Below are 22,694 nucleotides of genomic sequence, written 5' to 3' on the forward strand. Positions count from 1 at the left end.
TCTAGTTTCTCAGAGACAGACTTTGGACTTCTTTTGGACATAATAAAACTCCCTTTATAGTTTCTAGTGAAAATTTTTGTTTTTTCACTGTCCACTATAAGGGGAGTATATCACTATCGTCAGGGGATATTTGTTTATTTCCAAAAGTCATCAAAAATCGTAATTGGTAGGTGGCGTTTGTGTGCTGTTTTGTTCCACCAGCCTTCGATAATGGTTTGGGCTTGAGGGGCGATGGTTTTGCCTTCAAGATAGTCGTCGATTTGGTTATAGGTAACACCGAGGGCGACTTCGTCAGCCAGACCTGGTTTGTCTTCTTCCAAGTCTGCAGTAGGAACCTTGAGGTAGAGTTTTTCGTCTGCCCCCAGTTCAGCTAGGAGCTGCTTTCCTTGGCGTTTGTTGAGGCGGAAGAGGGGGAGGATGTCTGCACCGCCGTCTCCGTGCTTGGTAAAGAAGCCAGTGATATTTTCAGCTGCATGGTCAGTTCCAATAACAGCCCCCTTGCGTTCACCAGCGATAGCGTATTGGGCAATCATGCGCATGCGGGCTTTAGCATTTCCCTTATTAAAATCAGACATAGCAAGCCCATTTGCATTGACGGCCGCCACCATGGCATCAGTAGATTCCTTGATGTTGATGGTTAGGCTGACATCGGGTTGGATAAAGGCTAAGGCTGCCTGGGCGTCAGACTCGTCAGCCTGCACGCCGTAAGGGAGTCGGATAGCAATGAATTGGTAGCTTTCGTCACCTGTTTCCGCCCGCATTTCTTCCATGGTCAGCTGAGCCAAACGACCAGCCAAGGTCGAATCTTGCCCACCAGAAATCCCCAAGACATAGGTTTTCAAAAATGGGTGTTTTTTAAGATAATCTTTGAGAAAGTCGATGGAGCGACGGATTTCTTCTTTGGGGTCAATGCTTGGCTTGACACCTAATTCTTTGATGATGGTTTCTTGTAGAGTCATAACGTATCTTTCTTAAATGGATTTAGCCTGGCTTTGCTTGCGAATGCGGTTGATAATATCCATCTTGTTGTCCCAGACATCCTGAGCCAAATCAACTGGATAGAGCTGTGGGTTGAGGACGCGTTTGTACTCATCCCAAAGCTTGTCAAATTCCTGATTGGCATAGGTTTGAATGTCCGCTAGGCTTGGAAGTTCATAAACCTGTTTGCCCTCTTCAAAAATAGGAATGAGAAGGGGACGGGCATCGAAGTTTTCCACGGTCTTGTTGATGTAGGTATAGGTTGGATGGAACATATAAATGCTGTCCATTTGGCTGACATCCGTATCCGCAAAGGTAATATAGTCGCCTTCTGACTTGCCCTTTTCTTTTGAGGTGATGCGCCAGACTTGTTTTTTGCCAGGTGTCGATACTTTTTCCACGTTGGAAGACAATTTGATGGTGTCTCGCATCTTTCCATTTTCCTCTTCAATGGATACAATCTTATAGACAGCTCCCAAGGCTGGTTGGTCATAGGCCGTGATCAACTTAGTGCCCACTCCCCAGACATCAATTTTTGCCTTTTGCATTTTGAGGTTGAGGATGGTATTTTCATCCAAGTCGTTGGATGCGTAGATTTTGGCTTCTGTAAAGCCTGCCTCATCCAACTGTTGACGGACCTTTTTGGAAATATAGGCCATGTCGCCAGAGTCGATCCGTACGCCCTTAAAGTTGATTTTATCGCCCATTTCCTTGGCCACCTTGATGGCTGCAGGAACACCGATTCGTAGGGTATCATAGGTATCCACAAGGAAGACACAATCACGGTGGGTTTCCGCATAGGCCTTGAACGCCTTGTAATCATCTCCGTAGGTTTGAACAAGGGCATGGGCGTGGGTACCAGCGACAGGGATGCCGAAGATTTTTCCAGCTCGAACATTGGATGTTGCAGAAGCTCCGCCGATAAAGGCTGCACGGGTACCCCAAATGGCAGCATCCATTTCCTGGGCACGACGGGTTCCAAATTCCATCAGCATCTCATCTTCAATGACTGCCTTGATACGACGGGCCTTGGTAGCAATCAGGGTTTGGTAGTTGACGATATTGAGGATAGCTGTTTCAATCAACTGGCACTGGGCAAGTGGGCCCTCAATTTGCATGATAGGTTCGTTGGCATAAACCAAGTCGCCTTCCTTGGCAGAGCGAACCGTCAAGTTCATTTCAAGGTTTGCCAAATAGTCAAGGAAATCCTGTGGATAGCCCAATTCAGTCAGATAGTCAATATCCGTCTGGCTGAAGGAAAGATTGTTGAGGTAGTCTACGACACGCTCCAAGCCGGCAAAGACGGCATAGCCATTTTTAAAGGGCTGAGAACGGAAATAGACTTCAAACACGGCATGTTTGTTGTGGATGTTTTGATTAAAATAGACCTGCATCATATTGATTTGATAAAGATCGGTATGCAGGGTTAAACTGTCATCTGTAAAAACTGTCATAGCTTTCTCCTTTATTCTTTCTATTATACCAAAAAAATCGAGCTAGGCTCGATTTAGAGAGTGATATTGATAATCAGGCTGGCCAAAAAAAGAAAAGGTACATAGGGTAGGGATTTTGGTTTAAAGATGAAAAAGATGGCCAGACCTAGGATGGAACTTAGCTGAATAATCCAGAGAATTTCTGTAAAGCCAAACAAAAGTGACAGACTTGCCAGATAGAGAAAATCGCCAGAACCGATATTGAGTTGCCATTTTTCAGTCAGATAGGCTAGGACCAAAAGGCCACAGAAGAGCCAGTTGAGCTGGGAGAGTATTAGAGCTATAAAAGTAAAAACGAGCCAGACAGCAAAAGGATATTCCTGATGTTTGATGTCGTAAATGGCCAAAACTAGTCCTGCCAAAATGAGAATGGTTTGGGCAAGAGATAGAATTTGAAAATGGCAGAGCAGGGTCAATAGACCAGCTAAGAACTCCAGTCCCAGATACCAATAAGGTATCTTCGCCTTGCAATAACGGCACTTGGATTTTGTGGAAAGTTGGGACAGGATAGGTATGAGATCCCAAGCTTTTAGCCGTCGCTTGCAGGCATTGCAGTGACTAGATGGGGCGATAATGGACTGTTCAGGGAAACGGTCGATGACCAATCCCAGGAAGGAGCCGATAGAAGCTCCCAGGAAAAATAGGATAATTGTCTTCATACCTATTTATTCGCAAATGGGAGAGGAAAATGAGATATTTTTAAAAAATTTTTTTACAAAATTTCGATGGTGCTTTGGACAATGCCAAAGGTGATGAGAGAATTCCGTATTTTTGCTTTGGTCTTGTCTGCTACAGCAGGATTTGTTAGTTTGACCGTCACTGTCGCACAATGGTCATATCCATCCATGGTCCAGACATTCAGTTGAGTGATTTCGTGAACATTTTCAAGAGCAAGGAGAATTTCTTTCACTTCTTCAAGATTTACTTCTTGCGGACTTGTTTCAAGTAGAATCTTGACACTATTCCAGGCTTTTGGCAGGGCTTTGGAGAGGATGAAGATAGCAATACCGAGTGAGAGGAGTGGGTCTAGAAAGTACCAATCAGTGAATTGAAGAATGATGGAAACAAGGATGACCGCCAGCCATCCCAAAATATCCTCTAAAAAGTGCAAGCTGAGAATGGATTCATTATGGCTATGGCCATTTTTTACAATACGGGAAGCGAGTAAATTGATGATGATAGCGATAATGCCGAGGACTAACATCCCATCTTGATTGACAGGGTTGGGATGGAAAAGATTGGGAATGTTTTCTACAAGGATCAAGCTGGAGCCGATAATCAGAATACTAGAAGTCAATAGAGCGGCCAAAATATTCCATCTCTTGTAGCCAAAAGGATAGTTCTTGTCAGCAGGTTTGTTGGCATAGGTTTGCATGATGGCAGAGCTTCCGATGGCGAGGGCGTCACCCAAATCATGAACAGCATCTGCTAAGATGGCACTGGAACCAAAGATCCAACCAAAGATAAACTCGATGATAGAAAAGCTGAGATTGAGGAGAAAAGCGATAAATGTATTTTTAGAAGATGACATGAGATTCCCTTTCTGTGTTATACTGTTTATAGGTTTATTATGTACTGTAATGAGCCGAAAAACTAGAAACAAGAGAAACGGTTTGTCTTTTTCTGAACAAATTGTTTGAAATGTACGAAAAATGGATAGACGAATTGCAAAAACAAAAAGAGCTATTTTTCAGGCTTTTTTGACCTTATTAAATGATAAAGGTTATGATGACATGCGCGTGCAGGATGTTATTGACCTGGCAGATGTGGGGCGTTCCACTTTCTATGCTCACTATGCCAGTAAAGAGGCTCTTTTGGAAGAACTTTGTCATGACCTCTTTCACCACTTATTTACAGGTCGTGAAGATGCGGATGTGAAGACCTTGTTGGCCCATATTTTCAAACACTTTCGGACCAATCAAGACCGAGTTGCCAGCCTTTTATTGTCCCGCAATGCCTATTTTCTAAGAGAACTGGAAGCGGAGCTGAAACACGACATTTTTCCAAAAGTGGTTGAAGACTACATGCAGGACAAGGGGAATCTTCCAGAGGATTTGCTGGTACATTTTGTTGTGACCACTTTTGTGGAGACGGTCAGCTGGTGGTTGCAGCAACGCAAAAAGGTGGACGAAGCCACCTTGACCGAATATTATGTAAGATTATTAGCTTAAGGAGTGAAAATGCTTAGACCTTTACACATGGCTCATGCCTTTTTAGATGAAATTTTAACCGACCAAGACCTAGCGGTTGATGCGACGATGGGAAATGGCCATGACACACTATTTTTAGCCCAGCGAGCAGGAAAAGTGGTGGCCTTTGATATTCAGGAACAAGCCCTGACCACAACGGCTGAAAAACTAGAAAAAGCTGGCTTGACCAATGCCCAATTGGTTTTGACAGGACACGAAAACCTCGACCAATATGTAGAGGAATGCAAGGCAGCCATTTTCAATCTGGGCTATCTTCCTTCGGCGGATAAGTCAGTTATTACCTTGCCTGCAACCACCCTTCAAGCTGTTGAAAAAGTTCTTGACCGACTGGTGGTTGGTGGTCGCCTAGCCATCATGATTTATTATGGACATGAGGGTGGGGCGGTTGAGAAGGATGCTGTCTTAGACTTTGTCAGCCAGCTAGACCAGACCGTCTTTACAGCCATGCTCTACAAACCGCTCAACCAAGTTAATACCCCACCATTTTTGGTGATGGTGGAACGATTAAAATCCAGCTCAAACTAGGGCTGGATTTATTTTTTATAATATGGGCTTAATGAATAATCTTCCCTCACCCAAGTCAATCAATTCCACCTGATTGCCGTAAAAAACACTTAGTAAATCAGGTGTCAGGATGTCTTGTTTTGCTCCCTGAGCCAAGACCATGCCATCTTTGAGCAGGAGGACATGGGTAAAATTGTCAGTGATTTCCTCTGCGTGATGGGTCACATAGATAATGGCAGGAGCCGTTGGGAGTTGGCAGATGTGGTCGATGTGATGGAGCAGGCGTTCTCTTGCTAGTAAATCCAATCCGACTGTTGCTTCGTCTAAAATCAAAATAGCAGGTTCTTCCATCAAACTGCGGGCGATCAGCAGGAGTTGGCGTTCGCCTTGTGACAAACTGGCATAGGTCCTGCCAATCAAGTGGTCAGCCTTGATTGTTTTCAGCATTTCAATAGCCTGGTCCAATTCTGCCTGTCCATGTTCCCGGTATAAGATAGAAGACTTATATTTTCCTGTCAAGACAATCTGCTCAGCTGTCAAATCAATGGGAAATCGTTCTGCCAAAAAGGAGCCAACCACACCAATTTTAGTGCGCAGGCCGGGAATATCACCCTTACCAAATTCCACACCCAGAACAGTCAACTCGCCAGAAGTCTTCCAAAACTCTGCCATTAAAATGCGCAGCAGTGTCGATTTTCCAGCACCGTTAAGGCCTAAAATAGCCCAACGCTCTCCCTTTCTAAATTCCCAGTTGATGTCTTTTAATAGATACTTCCCCTGTCTTTTGTAGGACAGTTCTTTCATGGATAAAATCATATGGACCTCGCTTTTCTTTTTAACTATTTTATCACAGAAGTGTAGATTTACAGATATTTTTGCCGAATGTCACCTCGATTATACCAAAATGAAAAGAATATGGTATAATGGGAATGTTATAGATTTTATTATAGGAGAATATCATGGAAGACCCTGGTAGTCAGACCATTCATTTACAATTATTATTACTTTTATTGTTGACCTTGCTCAATGCCTTCTTTTCAGCTTCAGAAATGGCCCTTGTTTCCCTCAATCGTTCACGGGTGGAGCAAAAGGCCGCTGAGGGTGAGAAGAAGTATATTCGCTTACTTCAAGTTTTAGAAAATCCCAATAATTTCCTTTCTACTATTCAGGTGGGAATTACCTTTATTTCTATCCTTTCGGGTGCCAGCTTGGCCAATGATTTAGGTGCTGTTTTTGCCAAGTGGATGGGTAATTCAACAACAGCTCAAACTGCTGGTTATTGGTTGGCTTTAGCGATGTTGACATTTGTGTCTATCGTACTGGGTGAACTATATCCTAAGCGAATTGCCATGAATATGAAGGAAAATCTGGCAGTGGTTACGGCGCCAGTGATTATTTTCCTAGGAAAGATTGTCAGTCCTTTCGTTTGGCTCTTATCAGCCGCGACCAATCTCATCAGTCGCATTACACCTATGAACTTTGACGATGCGGACGAGCAGATGACCCGGGATGAGATTGAATATATCTTGACTAAGAGCGAGCAGACTTTGGATGCGGAAGAAATCGAGATGTTGCAAGGTGTATTCTCCTTGGATGAGCTGATGGCGCGTGAAGTCATGGTTCCCCGTACGGATGCCTTCATGGTTGATATTGAAGATGATACGGAAACCATTATGGCGGCCATTCTCAAACAGAATTTTTCTCGCGTTCCCGTCTATGATGGGGACAAGGACAATATCATCGGCCTTATTCATACCAAGAAAATTTTATCTGCAGCTTTTAGCAATGGTTTCGACAATCTCAATATCCGTCGTATTATGCAGGAACCTCTCTTTGTTCCAGAAACCATTTTCGTGGATGATTTGTTAAAATCCTTACGCAATACCCAAAACCAGATGGCTATTTTGCTGGATGAGTATGGTGGAGTTGCTGGTTTGGTTACCTTAGAAGATTTGTTGGAAGAAATTGTCGGGGAAATCGATGATGAAACAGATAAGACAGAGATTTTTGTCCGTGAAATTGCAGAGAATACCTACATTGTCCAAGGGAATATGACTCTGAATGACTTCAATGAGCATTTTGATACGGAGCTAGAAAGTGATGATGTGGATACCATTGCAGGTTATTATTTGACGGGAGTCGGCACTATTCCAAGCCAGGAAGAAAAGGTGACCTTTGAAGTGGACAGTAAGGACCATCATTTAGTCTTTATCAATGATAAGGTGAAAAATGGTCGAGTGACCAAGCTTAAAATGATGATGACTACTCTGGAAGAGGAAGTTGAAAAAGAATAAGAGGAAACCAGTTGCTTTAAGGTAGCTGGTTTTTCATAGCAATTCAAATAGTTAGTTAAAAACAATCAAATACAAGTATAGAAGCGTTTTCATTTTTATGATATAATAACTATATTAAGAAAATGAGGATGAGATGATGGAAGAAGTAGATTACCGAAAAGTAACAGGGCTTGTTCATTCGACTGAGAGTTTTGGCTCTGTGGATGGACCAGGTGTACGTTTTGTGGTCTTTATGCAAGGTTGTCATATGCGTTGCCAGTATTGCCATAACCCTGATACTTGGGAATTGGTCAATCCTGCGGCCAAAGAACGAACTGCAGAGGATGTTCTCAATGAAGCCTTGCGTTTTCGTATGTTCTGGGGGAAAGAAGGTGGGATAACGGTATCTGGTGGTGAAGCTACTATTCAGATTGACTTTTTGATTGCCCTTTTTACCCTGGCAAAAGAAAAAGGCATCCACACAACCTTGGACACCTGTGCTCTGACCTTCCGTTCGACAGAGCGTTATCTGGAAAAATATAATCGCTTGATGGCGGTGACAGATCTGGTGCTCTTAGATATTAAGGAAATCAATCCAGACCAGCACCGTATTGTAACGGGGCATAGCAATAAGACTATTTTAGAGTGTGCCCGTTACCTATCGGATATCGGTAAGCCAGTTTGGATTCGTCACGTATTGGTCCCTGGTTTGACAGACCGTGATGATGACCTGATTGAGCTAGGAAAGTTTGTCAAGACCTTGAATAATGTTGAGCGTTTTGAAGTCTTGCCTTACCATAATCTTGGAGAATTTAAGTGGCGTGAGCTGGGCAGACCTTATCCACTCGAAGGGACCAAGCCACCAAGTAAGGAACGTGTTTTAAATGCTAAGACCTTGATGGAAACCGAATCCTATCAAGACTATATGAATCGAATAAAGGGATAGTAGTGCGTAGAGCTAGAGTAAATAAAAGTCTAGGTGTAGTCGGACCGCTTTTGGCATGTTTGTTGATTGCGGTCTGTGCATCCCTAGCATATTATGTGTTTAATAAAAGAGAAGGACAGTCCAGCAACAGTCCTTCTTTTGTGCCTGTTCAAGAGATTTCTGTCAAAGAGAAACTAATCTCTGATTACCTACAGCAAATGACCCTAGAAGAAAAAGTTGGTCAGATGATTTTTGCACGTATACCTGCTGAAAATCAGTTGGAAGACCTTATTTCCTATCAATTTGGTGGTTATATCTTATTTTCACGGGACTTTGAAGGAAGGACCTTAGAACAAGTCAAGGAAGAAGTTGCGGCTTATCAAGCTAATTCCAAACTACCACTTTTAATGGCTTCTGATGAAGAAGGTGGAACGGTAACGCGGGTTAGTCAGTTATTAGAAACTCCCTTTGCCTCCCCCTTGGAATTGTATCAGTCAGGGGGGCTGGAGGCTGTTTTAGAAGATACTAAGCATAAAACCAGTCTTTTGAAAGGGATAGGTATTCATGCCGGTTTCTTTCCAGTTGCGGACGTATCTACAGATCCATGGTCATTTATCTATGATCGGACTATTGGCCAAGATGCTGCTACAACATCCACTTATATCAGCCAAGAGGTCCAGCTACTGAAACAAGAGCAATTTGCTTCGACTTTGAAACATTTCCCAGGCTATGGGAACAATGCTGATTCACATACAGATTTGGTATATGACAATCGTAGTTTAGAAGAATTACGAGCAAATGATTTTCTTCCCTTTAAGGCTGGAATTGAAGCGGGGGCAGACTCCATCATGGTCAGTCACAATATCGTCCCTGCCATTGATGATGTTCCATCATCTATTTCACCTGAGATCAATAAAATATTACGGTCCGAGCTAGGTTTTGATGGTGTCATTATGACCGATGACTTTGATATGCTGGGTCTATCGCAATTCGTTGATCAAAATTCGGGTGCCTTGCAGACTATTCAAGCTGGGACAGATATGATCTTATCTTCGAGCTATGCTAGTCAAATTCCTTATATTGTGGAACAAGTGAAAGCTGGAACTATTACAGAGGAGCGGCTTGACCAATCTGTCAAACGTATTTTGGGAATGAAATATGATCTTGGCTTAATCAAATAAACAAAGAAAAGGAAGTGCTAGATACTTCCTTTTCGTATTATTCTAAAACAAGCTTAGTTTTGATGCCGTCTATATCAACAAAGGCTACGCTATTGTCTAGTCTTTGAAGGTTTAGGTTTGCAGCTGTGGCGCGTTCCAAGGTTGCTTCAAAAGCTTCTGGATTGGAATAGATGACCGTATAGTAGGCAAGTCCTGGCATGCCTTCAGTTCGTGTTTGGAGATGTTTTCCTCCCCATTCGTTGACTGCTAGGTGGTGATGGTAGTCGCCTGAGGCTAGCCAGGCTGCAGATGGGACCGAGAATTTATCCTCGACAGCTAGGACCTCTTGGTAAAATCGGCTAGAAGCGGCGCTTTCTCGAACGGACAGGTGAATATGGCCCATGCGACTGCCAAGCGGCATCTGATAGACTGCGTCAGCTTTTTTTCCTAAAGCATAGATCGTTTCAGCATCCATAGGCTCAGTAATGCCGACGATGCGGCCGTCTGGGCGGACATCCCAAGTGTCTTGAGGCAGGTCGCGGTAAATTTCGATGCCGTTACCTTCGGTGTCGGCTAGGTAAATGGCTTCGCTGTAACCGTGGTCGCTGGCGCTTTGGAGGGGAATCTTATTGTCGATAAAGTGGCGGAAAATGGTGCCTAAGTCCTCTCGGCTAGGTAGGACAATGGCCAAGTGGTAGAGTCCGTAGCTGTGGCTAACTTCACCTTTCTGCTCTGTTTGAATCAGGCGGACAAGGGTATTTTGGCCGATGCCAAGATCAATCTGGTTTTGACTTTCCATCAAAATTTGCAGGCCTAGTACCTGTTGGTAAAATAGGCTTTGCAGTTCGAGATTGCGGACGTTGAGGGCGACATAACCCAGTTCAAATTGGGAATTGTACATGGAAATACCTGACTTTCTGATACAATTTATAGGAATTTTCGAGCTACTTAGTATTTTTTGTTGAAGTAATGTGTGACGAATAGACTTTTGAAAATTGATTTTTATCTCATAGCTTTCTCAACAAGTGCGCTATCTACGATTTGGATAAAGTGTGTAATTCTATTTTCAGCATTAAAATCGTAAACATGGACAAAGTCTGCTTGAAAGGATTTCTGAGTAAGGTTGTAGGTTCCCTTGTAGTAGCCGTAAACCATGACACGGTTTCCTGAAAAGGCGTAATCAATAGGTGTGGCACTATAATTGGTCCATTCAGAACCTAGTCTTGCATGGACGTTTTCAATCACTGCATCTGGACCGATATAGGTACCAGCATAGGGAAAGCCTGCAGCTTCTGTCCAAGAGATATCAGCAACCAAATGGCTCTTGAAATCTTCTATTCGACCTTGTGCAGTAGCTAGATAAGTCTCTTCTAAAATATTTTTATATAATTGATTTTTTGACATAGGTATTTTCTTTTCTATTGAGCAACTGCCTCTTGGAAATTTTTTTCCAAATCGTCTACTGTGCGAACTTTATTGATAAGATTAAAGAAGTTTCCGTCTTTTTCAAGTAACAAGGTTGGGAAAGAGGTTACCCCCATTTCATAAGCCTTGATAAAGTCTGGGTGTAGATTTTCTGGTTGATTCAAGATGCGTGATAGTTCTTCCATAGCCTTTGTAGGTAACTGATAGCTACCGATTAGGCCGGTGTAACTGTCTGCTTGACTGAGGTCTAACCCATCTTCAAAAAACAATGTTTGAATATCGATTGTCAGCTGAGCAAGCTGGTGTGGTTCAACATAATTTTTCAAAACGGAGTAGGCTCTAGCAGGACCAAGGGAGTCCATGGTAAAGTCCTTATCCTTAAACAATTGATTGTAGTTATCGCCAAAAGACATTTGGTAATAGCTTTCGATTTGTTTGTTGATGGTCTGTGCCTGCTGGAAATCAACCATTTTCTTTTTGTTATCTCCGACAAACAAGCCTCCGTTAATGACCTCTATTTCTATGTCAGAATGGTCTTGCATGAATTTTGTGAAAATGTGGTTAAAGCCGTAGGTCCAACCACAATAAGCATCGATGATGTAATATAGTTTCATTTTAATTTTCTTTCATCTTATTTTCTTGGTTTTTGATTAGAATTTAGCATTGCTATTGGAAGTTTTGGAATCTTCCTCGATTGGCACAACAAGATTCCAGAGTTCTGCAATTTTATCATCTTCAACTCGATAAAGGTCATAGAATGATGTCTATTGACCTGTAGAGTCTAAGCTTCTAACAAAGCTTGCGCTTGAGCTTGCAGACCAGCGATGGCTTCTTCTGACAATACCAACTGTCCAGTTCCCCATGCTTCTGGGTTGACGGTAGTCCCTGTAAACTCACCTACAACTTGCATACGAACAAATGGTAGGAGTGCATGGTAGCTAGCGAACATTGGCTCGTGTCCAGCATTTGCTACAGATGACACGGTTACAATCTTATCTTGGAGAGCAGATGGGCCACGTGTTTCTGACAAGTCTAGGGCACGGCTGAGCCAGTCAATCAAGTTTTTCACCGTGCCTGGGATTGCAAAGTTGTAAACTGGTGAGAAAATCCAGATAGCATCTGCAGCCATAATCGCATCGCGTGCAGCTTGGACAGCTGGCAAGACTGGTGTTTCAAAATCTTGGTTCATAAGCGGGATTTCTTTATAGTTAAGATAAGATACAGTTGCTTGACCTTCTAAGATGCTTTCAGCTTGCTTTGCCATTTGGTGATTAAATGAACCTTCACGTAGTGAACCGACGATAAATAGAATGTTTTTCATGATCTTATACCTCTAAAAATTTTTTCTTCCCTGCTCTCGCAGTTTATGGTATTATTGTAACAGGTACTAAAAATATTACAAGTACGATTTTTTTGAATAGTCACTATCTTTTTGTGAAGTAATGTGTCGTATCAAGGGGAAATAAAGGAGAAATTATGGCAACTTTCACACACCATACAGTTCCGGAGTGTCCTTATGTGACCACTCAGTGTGTCTTATCTGGGAAATGGAGTATGTTATTACTACATCATATCGAAGAAGGTCCCATTCGGTTTAATGAATTGCACCGTCGATTGACAGGGATTTCCCAAGCAACCTTGACCAAGCAGTTGCGTCAGCTAGAAGATGATGGTTTAATCACTCGGAAGGTTTATGCACAAGTTCCGCCAAAAGTGGAATATGAACTGAGCGAGATTGGTCAGGAATTCAAGTTGGTTCTTCAACAAATTGAAGTCTTCGGCGATAAATACATCAACTTTGTTAAATCAAAAAAATCTGAATGAGTTCGTATCTCATTCAGATTTTTGTTTTTTTATAGTTCGTCATCCTTAACAGCGTCTAGCCAGCTAGCAGCAGCCTTGGCTGTGCTTTCAAGGGCACCTTCTTTGAACGGTGATTGGAGGTTTGCAGCTTCAACCACTTGCAAGAAGGACTTGGTACCACCCAAATCACAGATGCGGATGTAGTCTTCCCAAGCATTTTCATCGTGATCTACCTGCGTACGTTTCCAGAATTGGAGGGCACAGACTTGAGCCAAGGTATAGTCGATGTAGTAGAATGGGCTGGCAAATATATGCCCTTGACGGTACCAGAAGATACCGCGGTTGAGGGCTTCTGACTCAGAATAATCACGGTCTGGCAAGTAGAGGTCTTGGAGTTTTTTCCAAGTCGCCTTACGTTCGGCTGGTGTCATCTCTGGGCGTTCATAGACTTCGTGCTGGAAGTGATCCACCAAGACACCGTAAGGCAAGAAGAGAAGGGCACTTGCCAAGTGGGTAAACTTATACTTATCCACCTGTTCCTTGAAGAAACGGTCCATCCATGGCCATGTCATAAATTCCATAGACATGGAGTGGATTTCACAGGTTTCGTAGGTTGGCCAAACAACTTCTGGACTTTGAATCCAACGCGAACGATAAACTTGGAAGGCGTGACCTGCTTCGTGAGTCAAGACATCAATATCACCGCTGGTTCCGTTGAAGTTAGAGAAAATGAATGGGCTCTTGAAGTCAGGAATATAGGTGCAGTAGCCACCGCTGTTTTTGCCTGGTTTTGCAACCAAGTCCAAGAGTTCATGCTCAATCATGAAGTCGAAGAACTCGCCTGTTTCTGCGGACAATTCGCGGTACATGTCTTGGGCTTGGCTGACGATAAAGTCAGGGTCACCTTGAGGAACAGCATTTCCGTCTAAGAACTCAAGATTGAGGTCGTAGTGTTTCAGGCTTGGTACCTGCAAGCGTTTGGCTTGGCGTTGACGAAGATTTTGTACAATCGGTACGATATGTTTGAGGATTTCCTCACGGTAAACTTTGACCATATCACGATTGTAGTCGAAACGGTTCATCTTGAGATAGCCGTATTCTACGTAGTCCTTGAAGCCAAGTTTGTGGGCGATTTCCGTGCGGACCTTGACCAACTCATCGTAAACACGGTCAAAGTCAGCTTCCTTGCTTTCAAAGAAGGTAGTTGTAGCAGCAGAAGCAGCCTTGCGGACCTCGCGGTCAGTTGATTGACCGAATGGGCCCATTTGTGCCAAGTTGTAAGTCTGTCCTTGGAAATCAATCTCTGCTCCAGCAATCAGTTTGCTGTATTCATCAGATAATTCATTTTCTTTTTGCAGTAATGGAATGACGTCTGATGAGAAGGTCTTGAGCTTGTTCTCAGCCAGCATGAAAAAGGTTTCTGGCAAGATGTCTGACAACTCTTCCTTGTAAGGCGTCTGGACGATGACACGGTAGTAGTTGGTGGTCAATTCTTCAAAAAGTGGCGAATATTCATTCCAAAACTTGGTTTCTTCATTATAAAACTCATCGTTCATATCGATGGTGTGGCGGATCATCCAGAGATTGTACTGGGTATCGACCAAGCTGAGCAATTTGGTAATATCTGCAACAAGTGTGCGAGTTGTTTCCAAGTCACTTGCTTGAGCTAACTGATCGGTTAGGTCAGTAAATTGAGCCTTGATGGCTTCATAATCGGGACGGACATAGGTATAGTCTGAAAATTTCATAACTTTCTCCTTTTGCATTGTTACCTACTATCTTACTCTTTTTGAAAAGGTTTGGCAAATCCTGACCCGTCCATGTTCACAAGTCTTTCTATTTATGGTAAAATGTAGGAGATTATTAGAAAAAATGAGGTTGTAGACATGTCTAAATTTTTAGTTTTTGGTCACCAAAATCCTGATACAGATGCCATTGCATCATCATACGGTTGGGCTCACTTGGAGCGTGAAGTGTTTGGTCGTGATGCGGAAGCAGTTGCACTTGGAACGCCAAATGAAGAAACAGCGTTTGCGCTTGACTATTTTGGTGTTACTGCACCGCGCGTGGTTGAGTCGGCTAAGGCAGAAGGTGTTGGCCAAGTCATCTTGACTGACCACAATGAATTCCAACAGTCTATAGCAGACATCAAGGATGTGGAAGTAGCTGCTGTTATTGACCACCACCGTGTCGCAAACTTCGAAACGGCAAATCCATTGTACATGCGTTTGGAGCCGGTCGGTTCAGCATCTTCAATCGTTTATCGTGCCTTTAAAGAAAACGGAGTAACACCTCCAAAAGAAGTAGCTGGACTTCTTCTATCAGGTTTGATTTCAGATACCCTCTTGCTCAAATCACCAACCACTCACGCAACAGATCCACAAGTAGCAGCTGAATTGGCTGAAATTGCTGGTGTGAACTTGGAAGAATATGGCTTGGCACTCTTGAAAGCAGGAACCAACCTTGCCAGCAAGTCAGCAGAAGAATTGATCGACATCGACGCAAAAACCTTTGGTTTGAACGGCAATGACGTGCGTGTAGCCCAAGTCAACACAGTGGACATTGCAGAAGTCTTGGAACGCCAAGCAGAAATCGAAGCAGCTATGACAGCAGCATCAGCAGCAAATGGCTACTCTGACTTTGTTCTGATGATTACAGACATCGTTAACTCAAACTCTGAAATCCTTGCCCTCGGTAGCAACATGGACAAGGTGGAAGCGGCCTTTAACTTCAAGTTGGAAAACAACCACGCTTTCCTTGCTGGTGCCGTTTCACGTAAGAAACAAGTGGTACCACAATTGACAGAAGCGTTTAACGCATAAATACCTAGCACCTTCGGGTGCTTTCTTTATTAAAAGGAAAATCATGTCTTATACAGTAAATTTCAAAGAAGTCGAAACGGCAGGCTTGGAAACCAGTCCTGTCGCAGCTGTCCTGGCAGGTTTGCGTGCCAACGAAGCCCGCTATTTCTGGAACAAATACAAGCAGGAGTTCGTGATCTATACACCAGAAGAGAAGCCTGAAATCCTGCCCTTCATCGAGAAGGTCTTGGCAGAGCGGGACATGAACTTTCCATATACCCCGCTTAACGTAGCACAGCTTGAAGTAGATGGCATTCTCTGGTCATTTGTCTTTTATGACAATGGCCTGGCAGTCAATGTCCTTTATACGCTAGAAGAAGGAGGCAAACGAGCGGTCGGTTTCAAATTGTCAGACGGGATTGACATTCCTAAAGAATTTGAAGGAAAATTCAAGTTTGCCCGCCAACGCTCCAAACTGGCAGGCGAAATCCGTGGAACCTTCTTTGTGGTCAAGGGTAACTATCTATAAGGTGGTCATAGAAAGTTTAGTAAAATAAAAAGGCTGAGAATGACTTCTCTGCCTATTTTTTTACTTTGTACAATATTCTTTTTTTAAGTCCAACTTGAACCAAACGAAAACCGATGAGGCCTGTAGCACTTGCTAATGCGAGGGCAAGAAAAACAGGGATATCTAAAGCTAGGTAGATGTAGCTAGAGATAACTGTGATTAGGCTAAATAGAACAATATTCACAAAGAATAAGAGTTCATTGATGCGTTCTTTTTTTGCATTTTTTACCTGATAGGCTTGAACAGTTGTGTTTTTCTCTTTCGGGATATACTCTTCGTACTGGTATTCTTGGGACTGATAGTGTCTTAATGCCATATCGTCTCCTTTTCTGCCTTTTAAGAATAACATAACATTTATGAAATTTTATGTCAGCAATATTACAATATGGTTACAAGAAAATGAGAAAAGTCTGAACATTAAATTTACGGGCAGGTTATGTTTTCCAAAAATACTTTGTGATATAATTAACTTTATGGGAAAAATTATCATTACAGCAACAGCTGAAAGTATTGAACAGGTCAAGGAACTGCTTGCAGCAGGGGTTGACCGCATTTATGTTGGCGAAGCTGACCATGCTCTTCGTATTCCGACAAACTTTACTTATGATGAGTTACGGGAAATAGCAGTGCTGGTCCATGGTGCAGGCAAGGAACTGACCGTTGCCGCAAACGCCCTTATGCACCAAGACATGATGGATAACATCAAGCCCTTTATGGATTTGATGAGAGAAATCAAGGTGGACTATCTAGTTGTCGGTGATACAGGTATTTTTTATGTCAACAAGCGAGATGGTTACAATTTTAAGCTGATTTACGATACCTCTGTCTTTGTGACTTCAAGTCGCCAAATTAACTTCTGGAAAGACCATGGGGCTGTCGAAGCCGTATTGGCACGGGAAATTCCGTCGGAAGAACTATTTGACATTGCCAAAAATTTGGAAATTCCAGCGGAAATCTTGGTTTACGGTGCTTCGGTTATTCACCATTCCAAGCGAACCCTGTTACGGAATTACTATAATTTTACCAAGGCTGATGAAACTGACTTGTCACGTGGACGTGGTCTTTTCTTGGCAGAACCAAGCGACCCAGACAGTCACTATTCAATTTTTGAGGACAAGCATGGCACACATATCTTTATTAACAATGACATTGATATGATGACCAAATTGGCAGAATTAGATGAGCATGGCTATCGTAACTGGAAGTTGGATGGGATCTACTGTCCTGGTCAGAACTTTGTAGCAATTGCCAAGCTCTTTGTTCAAGCTAGAGATTTGATTGAAAAAGAGGAGTTCACCTATGATCAGGCCTTTTTGCTAGATGAGCAAGTGCGTAAGCTCCATCCAGTACAACGTGGCTTGGATACAGGTTTCTACGAATTTGACCGCAATACAGTCAAATAACTATATTTTTAGCATAATCAGTTTACTTATTCTATCCAGGTGGAGTAAGATCTGTCCTAGTTTTCTGAGTGAAAAAATGTTGTTTTCACGTGGAAACCGTTGTAAACAGAAAGAAGTTTATTATGTCAAAAACATTAAAGCGTCCCGAGGTCTTGTCACCTGCAGGGACTTTGGAAAAATTAAAGGTTGCCATTGACTATGGTGCTGATGCTGTCTTTGTCGGCGGTCAGGCCTACGGTCTGCGTAGCCGGGCTGGTAACTTTACCATGGACGAGATGCGGGAAGGGATTGAATATGCCCATGCCCGTGGTGCCAAGGTCTATGTAGCTGCAAACATGGTCACCCATGAAGGAAATGAAGAAGGGGCAGGAGCCTGGTTCCGAGAATTGAGGGATATGGGCTTGGATGCGGTTATCGTGTCTGACCCAGCCCTCATCGTTATCTGTGCGACAGAGGCGCCGGGACTTGAAATTCACCTGTCCACCCAGGCTTCATCGACCAACTATGAAACCTTCGAGTTCTGGAAGGAATTGGGTTTGACCCGTGTCGTCTTAGCCCGCGAAGTGACCATGGAAGAAGTGGCTGAAATCCGCAAACGGACCGATGTTGAAATCGAAGCCTTTGTTCACGGTGCCATGTGTATCTCCTACTCAGGCCGCTGCGTCCTCTCCAACCACATGAGCAAGCGCGATGCCAACCGCGGTGGTTGCTCCCAGTCTTGCCGTTGGAAGTACAATCTCTACGACCTACCTTTCGGCGAAGAACGCCGTTCCATTAAGGGGGAAATACCCGAGGAGTTCTCCATGTCTGCGGTGGATATGTGTATGATTGACCATATTCCAGATATGATTGAAAACGGGGTCGATAGCCTGAAAATCGAAGGCCGAATGAAATCTGTCCACTACGTGTCAACCGTGACTAACTGCTACAAGGCGGCGGTCGATGCCTATCTAGAAAGTCCAGAAAAGTTTGAAGCGATCAAACAAGACTTGATTGACGAAATGTGGAAGGTTGCTCAACGGGAATTGGCGACAGGTTTCTACTACAGCCCACCGAGCGAAAACGAACAGCTTTTCGGTGCCCGCCGTAAAATTCCAGAATATAAATTCATCGCCGAAGTAGTGGCCTTTGACAAGGATACTATGACTGCCACTATCCGCCAACGCAATGTCATCAACGAAGGTGACCAAGTAGAGTTTTACGGACCAGGTTTCCGCCACTTTGAAACCACTATTCAGGACTTGCATGATTCAAATGGAGAAAAGATTGACCGGGCCAATAAGCCGATGGAACTCTTAACTATTAAGCTGGACCGTGAAATCTATCCTGGTGATATGATTCGTGCCTGCAAGTCAGGTCTTATCAACCTCTACCAAGAAGATGGGCAATCATTGACTATTAGAGCATAAAATAAAAGGCTGAATGTCAGCCTTTTGTTTGTTTCTGGGAGTTTTTCACACTTTCTGGAACCAGGGTGATTTTCTTAATATCTTGGATATTGATAATGCTGGTTACCCGACGTTTGAAATTTTTCATGATAATCCGTTGGCGTTCCTTATCGTATTTGACAATATCGCCTGTAAAACTGCGATCGTTATAGATAACATGAATGGCGGCTTTCTTGTAGAGTGCTAGTTCTAAATTGTTCTTAATCTCTTCCTTGCTGTCAGGCTCAATGGTCTTAGGAGCTTTGCTATTGCCCAAAAAGATATTGACCTGCTCTAAAATAACTTCCAAAAATCTCTTCATGGCATTATCCTTTCAAACTTGCTATAATTATAGTATCCAATTTTCGCAAAAATGACAAGTTTTTTCGAACAAATAAGTGAAGGAGGTAACAAATGGCAGAATTTACATTTGAAATCGAAGAAAAACTCTTGGTCCTATCTGAAAATGATAAGGGCTGGACCAAGGAACTCAATCGTGTATCATTCAATGGCGCACCAGCCAAGTATGATATCCGTACCTGGAGCCCTGACCACACTAAGATGGGCAAGGGGATCACGCTCAGCAATGAAGAATTCCAAGTTCTCTTGGATGCATTTGCTAATAAATAAAAGAAGCCTAAGCGAAAAAGGCTTCTTTTTTTGTAATGGGCTGGAGAAGGCTGTGGCAGACAGTCACCAAGGTAATTTTTGCTAAATCTGGCAGGATAAAGGGAAGGACTGTCCAGGCTAAGGTATCTGACCAGCTCGCTCCTGAAACAAACTTAAAGACCAAACAGCCTAAAAGGAAGCAACTTGCTGTTCCGAGAAGGCAAGCTGAGAAAACAGTCACAGGTGAGGAAGTTGACTTGGTGAGGACAGAAGTAATAGCAGCATAGACTAGGAAGCCCCATAAAAAGCCGGCTGTTGGTCCGAAAAGAGCAGCGAATCCGCCTGAAAAACCAGCAAAGACAGGAAGGCCGATAGCGCCTAGAGTTAGATAAAGGGCTAAACTTGCAATGGCTTCTTTCGGCTTGTATAAACAAGCTACTAAGCCGATAGCCAAGGTCTGTAGAGTAAAGGGAACAGGCCCGATAGACAGGCTGACTTGTGACAGGGCAGCAATGATAGCTGTTCCGATAGCGATGTAAACAAGAGATTTCGTAGAATGGTTTGTCATTTTGTTATCCTTTTTATTTTTCTAGGTTAACAAAATTATAGACATTCTAGTCGTGAAAGTCAATGCTTCTGCCATCGGCTGTCACAGTGTTATAGTTTTTATTTATGGGAGTAGATAGAAAATATATATTAGTAGAGTTACTTGTTTCATGTTAGAATAATAAAAAAAAAGAAAGCGAGAATTGCCATGTCAGAATTACTTGAAATTTACCAGACCCTTAAAGCAAAAACCTGGGTGGACTTGACCCATCAAATCAATGAGAATAGCCCGCATTTTCCAGCTCTTCCAGCCTTGGAGAAAAAGGCCTTGTTTACTCACAAAGACGGATTTTTTGTTGAACAATTTACGGTTGTTGGTCAGTACGGTACCCATATCGATCCGCCTATCCACTTTGTAGAAGGGGCTCGCTATCTAGATGAAATCGACTTGAAAGACTTGCTCTTACCTCTCTATGTGATTGATAAGTCGGAGGCAGTTGCAGCCAATAATGACTACGAGATTACCAAGCAAGATATTCTGGATTTTGAGGCTGAGCATGGTCCAATTGCACCTGAATCTTTTGTTGCTTTTCGTTCAGATTGGTCAAAACGTTGGCCAAGTCAGGATGCCGTGCGAAACTTGGATGACCAAGGGGTACAACATACACCAGGTTGGAGCCACGAGGCTCTGCAATACTTGATTGAAGAGCGTAAGGTAAAAGCGGTTGGACATGAAACTCTGGATACGGATTCAGGAGTATCGGCTGCCAAACATGGTGGCAGCTTGCCAGAAGAATACTATCTCTTGTCCAAAGACATCTATCAACTAGAAGTATTGAATAATTTGGACCAGGTGCCAGCAACAGGAGCCTTGATTTCTATTGCCTTTCCACATTGGGAAAAGGCTTCGGGGTCGCCAGTGCGTGCTATTGCGATTTTACCATAAGAAAAAAGCCAGACAGTGTGCTTTCTTACGCTTGTCTGGTCTTTTTTTCTTATACTCAATGAAAATCAAAAGCAGACTAGGCGACGCAGATGCAGATAGAACTGAAGTTCATCAAATCAAGTCAAGTCAACAACGTTTGCTTTTGATTTTCGAAGAGTATTAACGCATGGTAACGAATTCTTCTGAGCCAGTCGGATGGATGGCCACAACGGCATCAAATTCTTCCTTGCTTGCTCCCATCTTAATGGCAACGGAGAAACCTTGGATCATTTCATCGACACCATAGCCAATTCCGTGTAAACCGACGACCTGTTCATTCTCGCCAACTGTGACTAACTTAAACTTAGCCATTTGGCGATTGTTTGCTAGAGCTGTGTACATGGAAGTAAAGGCTGAAGTATAGACTTTTACATTGTCCTGACCATATTGGGCGATGGCTTCATCTTCCGTAAGACCGACTGTTCCGATAGCAGGATGAGAAAAAACAACGGTTGGGATGGTTGTGTAATCCATTTTTGCGGTTGGTTTGTTGTTGAAGAGGCGTTCAGCCAACAAGCGACCTGCCTTGATGGCTACTGGGGTCAATTCTTTTTCGCCTGTCACATCACCAAGGGCATAAATGCCTGGGACGCCAGTTTCTTGGTATTCATCAACGACGATATGACCAGATGGTGCGAGTTGCACACCAGCAGCTTCAAGGTTGAGTTTGTCCACATTTGGCTTACGTCCGATAGCCCAGAGAACCTGTTGAGCAGTATGGCTGCTTCCATCCTCAAAGTTGATTTGAATGAGGTCATCCTCCGTTTTTTCTAAGCTGACAGGGGTTTTCCCAGTATGGAGAGGGAGGTTAGTGCGCTCCATTTCTTCCATTAAGGCTTGGATGATGTAGTTATCAAAGTTACGAAGGGGGCGATTGCCACGTACAAAGAGGTCTGTTTGAACACCAAGTCCGTGGAGAAGTCCAGCCATTTCGACAGCGATATAGCCAGCCCCAATAACTGCAACAGATGCAGGCAATTCTTCCCAAGCGAAGACATCATCCGATGCGATGCCAAGTTCACTTCCTGGAATATTTGGCACAGCAGGCTGGGCACCCGTTGCAATGACGATGTGTTTGGCACGAATGAGTTCCCCATTGACTTCAACCGTTTGGGAATCAACAAAACGAGCAAATCCCTTGATGACTTCAACTCCGTTATTTTTAAAGGTATTCCCATAGGATGTACGGGACCGTTCAATGTAGGCTTCACGGTTTTTACGCAAGGTAGCAAAATCAAATGTTACATCCTGGCTGGTAAAACCATACTCAGGTCCATAGTGATGAATGGCTTCAGCCACTTGAGAACCGTACCACATGATTTTTTTAGGAACACAGCCAAGGTTAACACAGGTTCCACCAAGGTGACTTCCTTCGATCACAGCAGCCTTAGCCCCATAGATAGCAGCACGGTTCATAGTAGCAATACCGCCGCTACCTCCACCAATGGCAATAATATCAAATTCTTTCATGAGTTTTTCTCCTCTAAATGATTATTATCTTCATTCTATCGTTTTTTTAGTTATCAATCAAAAATCCGCTACGTTCTCTTACAAAATTGTAAGTAGGAAAAATACCGAACTTTT

General features: G+C 43.2%; 26 protein-coding genes. 12 read left to right on the plus strand and 14 right to left on the minus strand.

The features are described 5' to 3' along the window. Positions 1 to 134: 134 nt before the first annotated feature. The 4 genes from nadE to C1G53_RS11255 are packed head-to-tail and all read right to left on the minus strand — an operon-like array spanning position 135 to position 4,002. On the minus strand, positions 135 to 959 hold the full coding sequence (nadE, locus tag C1G53_RS11240) for an ammonia-dependent NAD(+) synthetase (protein ID WP_105118679.1): 825 nt from the start codon (positions 957 to 959) through the stop codon (positions 135 to 137). A gap of 12 nt (positions 960 to 971) precedes the next feature. After that, a complete protein-coding gene (locus tag C1G53_RS11245; RefSeq protein WP_105118680.1) occupies positions 972 to 2,432 on the minus strand; it encodes a nicotinate phosphoribosyltransferase in 1,461 nt (486 codons plus the stop codon). A gap of 53 nt (positions 2,433 to 2,485) precedes the next feature. Then, positions 2,486 to 3,130, minus strand: coding sequence for a prepilin peptidase (locus C1G53_RS11250; RefSeq protein WP_105118681.1), 645 nt, complete (start codon positions 3,128 to 3,130; stop codon positions 2,486 to 2,488). A gap of 53 nt (positions 3,131 to 3,183) precedes the next feature. Further along, positions 3,184 to 4,002, minus strand: coding sequence for a cation diffusion facilitator family transporter (locus C1G53_RS11255; RefSeq protein ID WP_105118682.1), 819 nt, complete (start codon positions 4,000 to 4,002; stop codon positions 3,184 to 3,186). Between the two features lie 121 nt (positions 4,003 to 4,123). Between C1G53_RS11255 and C1G53_RS11260 the strand changes: the two genes are divergently transcribed. Both C1G53_RS11260 and C1G53_RS11265 read left to right on the plus strand, forming a co-directional pair. Next, positions 4,124 to 4,642 (plus strand): TetR/AcrR family transcriptional regulator, encoded by a 519-nt coding sequence (locus C1G53_RS11260; protein ID WP_024378110.1) that lies wholly within the window; start codon positions 4,124 to 4,126, stop codon positions 4,640 to 4,642. Between the two features lie 9 nt (positions 4,643 to 4,651). Next, positions 4,652 to 5,206 (plus strand): tRNA (mnm(5)s(2)U34)-methyltransferase, encoded by a 555-nt coding sequence (locus C1G53_RS11265; RefSeq protein WP_105118683.1) that lies wholly within the window; start codon positions 4,652 to 4,654, stop codon positions 5,204 to 5,206. A gap of 15 nt (positions 5,207 to 5,221) precedes the next feature. On the opposite strand, the gene C1G53_RS11270 is transcribed toward C1G53_RS11265, so the two are convergent. Then, a complete protein-coding gene (locus C1G53_RS11270) occupies positions 5,222 to 6,001 on the minus strand; it encodes an ABC transporter ATP-binding protein (RefSeq protein WP_105118684.1) in 780 nt (259 codons plus the stop codon). A 143-nt stretch (positions 6,002 to 6,144) separates the two neighbouring features. Between C1G53_RS11270 and C1G53_RS11275 the strand changes: the two genes are divergently transcribed. The 3 genes from C1G53_RS11275 to C1G53_RS11285 all read left to right on the plus strand — a co-directional run bounded on the left by C1G53_RS11275 (position 6,145) and on the right by C1G53_RS11285 (position 9,564). Next, on the plus strand, positions 6,145 to 7,479 hold the full coding sequence (locus tag C1G53_RS11275; protein ID WP_105118685.1) for a hemolysin family protein: 1,335 nt from the start codon (positions 6,145 to 6,147) through the stop codon (positions 7,477 to 7,479). A 133-nt stretch (positions 7,480 to 7,612) separates the two neighbouring features. Continuing rightward, positions 7,613 to 8,404: a pyruvate formate-lyase-activating protein gene (pflA, locus tag C1G53_RS11280; RefSeq protein ID WP_105118686.1), complete on the plus strand. Its 792-nt coding sequence runs from the start codon at positions 7,613 to 7,615 to the stop codon at positions 8,402 to 8,404. Positions 8,405 to 8,499: 95 nt separating this feature from the next. Continuing rightward, positions 8,500 to 9,564 (plus strand): glycoside hydrolase family 3 protein, encoded by a 1,065-nt coding sequence (locus tag C1G53_RS11285; RefSeq protein ID WP_238139144.1) that lies wholly within the window; start codon positions 8,500 to 8,502, stop codon positions 9,562 to 9,564. Between the two features lie 37 nt (positions 9,565 to 9,601). Here C1G53_RS11285 and C1G53_RS11290 read toward each other — a convergent pair whose 3' ends face one another. The 4 genes from C1G53_RS11290 to C1G53_RS11305 all read right to left on the minus strand — a co-directional run bounded on the left by C1G53_RS11290 (position 9,602) and on the right by C1G53_RS11305 (position 12,289). Further along, positions 9,602 to 10,444 (minus strand): VOC family protein, encoded by an 843-nt coding sequence (locus C1G53_RS11290; RefSeq protein ID WP_105118687.1) that lies wholly within the window; start codon positions 10,442 to 10,444, stop codon positions 9,602 to 9,604. Positions 10,445 to 10,545: 101 nt separating this feature from the next. Further along, positions 10,546 to 10,947: a nuclear transport factor 2 family protein gene (locus C1G53_RS11295; RefSeq protein WP_105118688.1), complete on the minus strand. Its 402-nt coding sequence runs from the start codon at positions 10,945 to 10,947 to the stop codon at positions 10,546 to 10,548. A gap of 14 nt (positions 10,948 to 10,961) precedes the next feature. Then, the gene (locus C1G53_RS11300) at positions 10,962 to 11,582 is read right to left on the minus strand and encodes a thioredoxin (RefSeq protein ID WP_105118689.1); all 621 of its coding nucleotides are present in this window, start codon (positions 11,580 to 11,582) and stop codon (positions 10,962 to 10,964) included. Between the two features lie 167 nt (positions 11,583 to 11,749). Further along, complete coding sequence (locus C1G53_RS11305) at positions 11,750 to 12,289, minus strand: NADPH-dependent FMN reductase (protein WP_044667582.1); 540 nt, start codon at positions 12,287 to 12,289, stop codon at positions 11,750 to 11,752. A gap of 155 nt (positions 12,290 to 12,444) precedes the next feature. On the opposite strand from C1G53_RS11305, the gene C1G53_RS11310 reads away from it, so the two are divergent. Continuing rightward, on the plus strand, positions 12,445 to 12,792 hold the full coding sequence (locus C1G53_RS11310; protein ID WP_105118690.1) for a winged helix-turn-helix transcriptional regulator: 348 nt from the start codon (positions 12,445 to 12,447) through the stop codon (positions 12,790 to 12,792). A gap of 29 nt (positions 12,793 to 12,821) precedes the next feature. Here C1G53_RS11310 and C1G53_RS11315 read toward each other — a convergent pair whose 3' ends face one another. Next, positions 12,822 to 14,519, minus strand: a complete 1,698-nt coding sequence (locus tag C1G53_RS11315; RefSeq protein WP_105118691.1) for a M3 family oligoendopeptidase — start codon at positions 14,517 to 14,519, stop codon at positions 12,822 to 12,824. 138 nt (positions 14,520 to 14,657) lie between these two features. On the opposite strand from C1G53_RS11315, the gene C1G53_RS11320 reads away from it, so the two are divergent. Both C1G53_RS11320 and C1G53_RS11325 read left to right on the plus strand, forming a co-directional pair. Beyond that, entirely contained in the window at positions 14,658 to 15,593 is a 936-nt protein-coding gene (locus C1G53_RS11320; RefSeq protein WP_105118692.1) for a manganese-dependent inorganic pyrophosphatase, read from the plus strand. A gap of 43 nt (positions 15,594 to 15,636) precedes the next feature. Beyond that, entirely contained in the window at positions 15,637 to 16,101 is a 465-nt protein-coding gene (locus tag C1G53_RS11325) for a phage tail protein (protein ID WP_105118693.1), read from the plus strand. Between the two features lie 52 nt (positions 16,102 to 16,153). Here the strand turns inward: C1G53_RS11325 and C1G53_RS11330 are convergent, their stop codons facing one another. Then, on the minus strand, positions 16,154 to 16,456 hold the full coding sequence (locus tag C1G53_RS11330) for a DUF3270 domain-containing protein (protein WP_105118694.1): 303 nt from the start codon (positions 16,454 to 16,456) through the stop codon (positions 16,154 to 16,156). Between the two features lie 157 nt (positions 16,457 to 16,613). Between C1G53_RS11330 and C1G53_RS11335 the strand changes: the two genes are divergently transcribed. Together C1G53_RS11335 and C1G53_RS11340 are read left to right on the plus strand one after the other, a co-directional pair. After that, a complete protein-coding gene (locus C1G53_RS11335; RefSeq protein ID WP_105118695.1) occupies positions 16,614 to 17,543 on the plus strand; it encodes a peptidase U32 family protein in 930 nt (309 codons plus the stop codon). 122 nt (positions 17,544 to 17,665) lie between these two features. Next, positions 17,666 to 18,952 (plus strand): peptidase U32 family protein, encoded by a 1,287-nt coding sequence (locus C1G53_RS11340; protein WP_105118696.1) that lies wholly within the window; start codon positions 17,666 to 17,668, stop codon positions 18,950 to 18,952. Positions 18,953 to 18,968: 16 nt separating this feature from the next. Here C1G53_RS11340 and C1G53_RS11345 read toward each other — a convergent pair whose 3' ends face one another. Then, entirely contained in the window at positions 18,969 to 19,292 is a 324-nt protein-coding gene (locus tag C1G53_RS11345) for a hypothetical protein (protein WP_105108835.1), read from the minus strand. 92 nt (positions 19,293 to 19,384) lie between these two features. On the opposite strand from C1G53_RS11345, the gene C1G53_RS11350 reads away from it, so the two are divergent. Continuing rightward, the gene (locus C1G53_RS11350) at positions 19,385 to 19,600 is read left to right on the plus strand and encodes a YdbC family protein (RefSeq protein ID WP_004194749.1); all 216 of its coding nucleotides are present in this window, start codon (positions 19,385 to 19,387) and stop codon (positions 19,598 to 19,600) included. A 7-nt stretch (positions 19,601 to 19,607) separates the two neighbouring features. Here the strand turns inward: C1G53_RS11350 and C1G53_RS11355 are convergent, their stop codons facing one another. After that, the gene (locus C1G53_RS11355) at positions 19,608 to 20,147 is read right to left on the minus strand and encodes a biotin transporter BioY (protein ID WP_105118697.1); all 540 of its coding nucleotides are present in this window, start codon (positions 20,145 to 20,147) and stop codon (positions 19,608 to 19,610) included. 186 nt (positions 20,148 to 20,333) lie between these two features. On the opposite strand from C1G53_RS11355, the gene C1G53_RS11360 reads away from it, so the two are divergent. Then, complete coding sequence (locus C1G53_RS11360) at positions 20,334 to 21,071, plus strand: cyclase family protein (RefSeq protein WP_105118698.1); 738 nt, start codon at positions 20,334 to 20,336, stop codon at positions 21,069 to 21,071. 159 nt (positions 21,072 to 21,230) lie between these two features. Here the strand turns inward: C1G53_RS11360 and gorA are convergent, their stop codons facing one another. After that, entirely contained in the window at positions 21,231 to 22,580 is a 1,350-nt protein-coding gene (gene gorA / locus C1G53_RS11370) for a glutathione-disulfide reductase (RefSeq protein ID WP_105118700.1), read from the minus strand. Between the last annotated feature and the right edge of the window lie 114 nt (positions 22,581 to 22,694).

It is taken from the genome of Streptococcus suis (assembly GCF_002960445.1).
Taxonomy (GTDB): Bacteria; Bacillota; Bacilli; order Lactobacillales; family Streptococcaceae; genus Streptococcus; species Streptococcus hyiners.

Excerpts from the sequence above, each read along its gene's own strand:
- C1G53_RS11315 (WP_105118691.1), bottom strand. The coding sequence starts at position 14,519 with ATGAAATTTTCAGACTATACCTATGTCCGTCCCGATTATGAAGCCATC.
- C1G53_RS11360 (WP_105118698.1), top strand. The coding sequence starts at position 20,334 with ATGTCAGAATTACTTGAAATTTACCAGACCCTTAAAGCAAAAACCTGG.
- nadE (WP_105118679.1), bottom strand. The coding sequence starts at position 959 with ATGACTCTACAAGAAACCATCATCAAAGAATTAGGTGTCAAGCCAAGC.
- C1G53_RS11330 (WP_105118694.1), bottom strand. The coding sequence starts at position 16,456 with ATGGCATTAAGACACTATCAGTCCCAAGAATACCAGTACGAAGAGTAT.
- C1G53_RS11325 (WP_105118693.1), top strand. The coding sequence starts at position 15,637 with ATGTCTTATACAGTAAATTTCAAAGAAGTCGAAACGGCAGGCTTGGAA.
- C1G53_RS11305 (WP_044667582.1), bottom strand. The coding sequence starts at position 12,289 with ATGAAAAACATTCTATTTATCGTCGGTTCACTACGTGAAGGTTCATTT.
- C1G53_RS11320 (WP_105118692.1), top strand. The coding sequence starts at position 14,658 with ATGTCTAAATTTTTAGTTTTTGGTCACCAAAATCCTGATACAGATGCC.
- C1G53_RS11345 (WP_105108835.1), bottom strand. The coding sequence starts at position 19,292 with ATGAAGAGATTTTTGGAAGTTATTTTAGAGCAGGTCAATATCTTTTTG.
- C1G53_RS11260 (WP_024378110.1), top strand. The coding sequence starts at position 4,124 with ATGGATAGACGAATTGCAAAAACAAAAAGAGCTATTTTTCAGGCTTTT.
- C1G53_RS11290 (WP_105118687.1), bottom strand. The coding sequence starts at position 10,444 with ATGTACAATTCCCAATTTGAACTGGGTTATGTCGCCCTCAACGTCCGC.
- C1G53_RS11350 (WP_004194749.1), top strand. The coding sequence starts at position 19,385 with ATGGCAGAATTTACATTTGAAATCGAAGAAAAACTCTTGGTCCTATCT.
- C1G53_RS11295 (WP_105118688.1), bottom strand. The coding sequence starts at position 10,947 with ATGTCAAAAAATCAATTATATAAAAATATTTTAGAAGAGACTTATCTA.
- C1G53_RS11310 (WP_105118690.1), top strand. The coding sequence starts at position 12,445 with ATGGCAACTTTCACACACCATACAGTTCCGGAGTGTCCTTATGTGACC.
- gorA (WP_105118700.1), bottom strand. The coding sequence starts at position 22,580 with ATGAAAGAATTTGATATTATTGCCATTGGTGGAGGTAGCGGCGGTATT.
- C1G53_RS11300 (WP_105118689.1), bottom strand. The coding sequence starts at position 11,582 with ATGAAACTATATTACATCATCGATGCTTATTGTGGTTGGACCTACGGC.
- C1G53_RS11335 (WP_105118695.1), top strand. The coding sequence starts at position 16,614 with ATGGGAAAAATTATCATTACAGCAACAGCTGAAAGTATTGAACAGGTC.
- pflA (WP_105118686.1), top strand. The coding sequence starts at position 7,613 with ATGATGGAAGAAGTAGATTACCGAAAAGTAACAGGGCTTGTTCATTCG.
- C1G53_RS11265 (WP_105118683.1), top strand. The coding sequence starts at position 4,652 with ATGCTTAGACCTTTACACATGGCTCATGCCTTTTTAGATGAAATTTTA.
- C1G53_RS11270 (WP_105118684.1), bottom strand. The coding sequence starts at position 6,001 with ATGATTTTATCCATGAAAGAACTGTCCTACAAAAGACAGGGGAAGTAT.
- C1G53_RS11340 (WP_105118696.1), top strand. The coding sequence starts at position 17,666 with ATGTCAAAAACATTAAAGCGTCCCGAGGTCTTGTCACCTGCAGGGACT.
- C1G53_RS11245 (WP_105118680.1), bottom strand. The coding sequence starts at position 2,432 with ATGACAGTTTTTACAGATGACAGTTTAACCCTGCATACCGATCTTTAT.
- C1G53_RS11255 (WP_105118682.1), bottom strand. The coding sequence starts at position 4,002 with ATGTCATCTTCTAAAAATACATTTATCGCTTTTCTCCTCAATCTCAGC.
- C1G53_RS11250 (WP_105118681.1), bottom strand. The coding sequence starts at position 3,130 with ATGAAGACAATTATCCTATTTTTCCTGGGAGCTTCTATCGGCTCCTTC.
- C1G53_RS11275 (WP_105118685.1), top strand. The coding sequence starts at position 6,145 with ATGGAAGACCCTGGTAGTCAGACCATTCATTTACAATTATTATTACTT.
- C1G53_RS11355 (WP_105118697.1), bottom strand. The coding sequence starts at position 20,147 with ATGACAAACCATTCTACGAAATCTCTTGTTTACATCGCTATCGGAACA.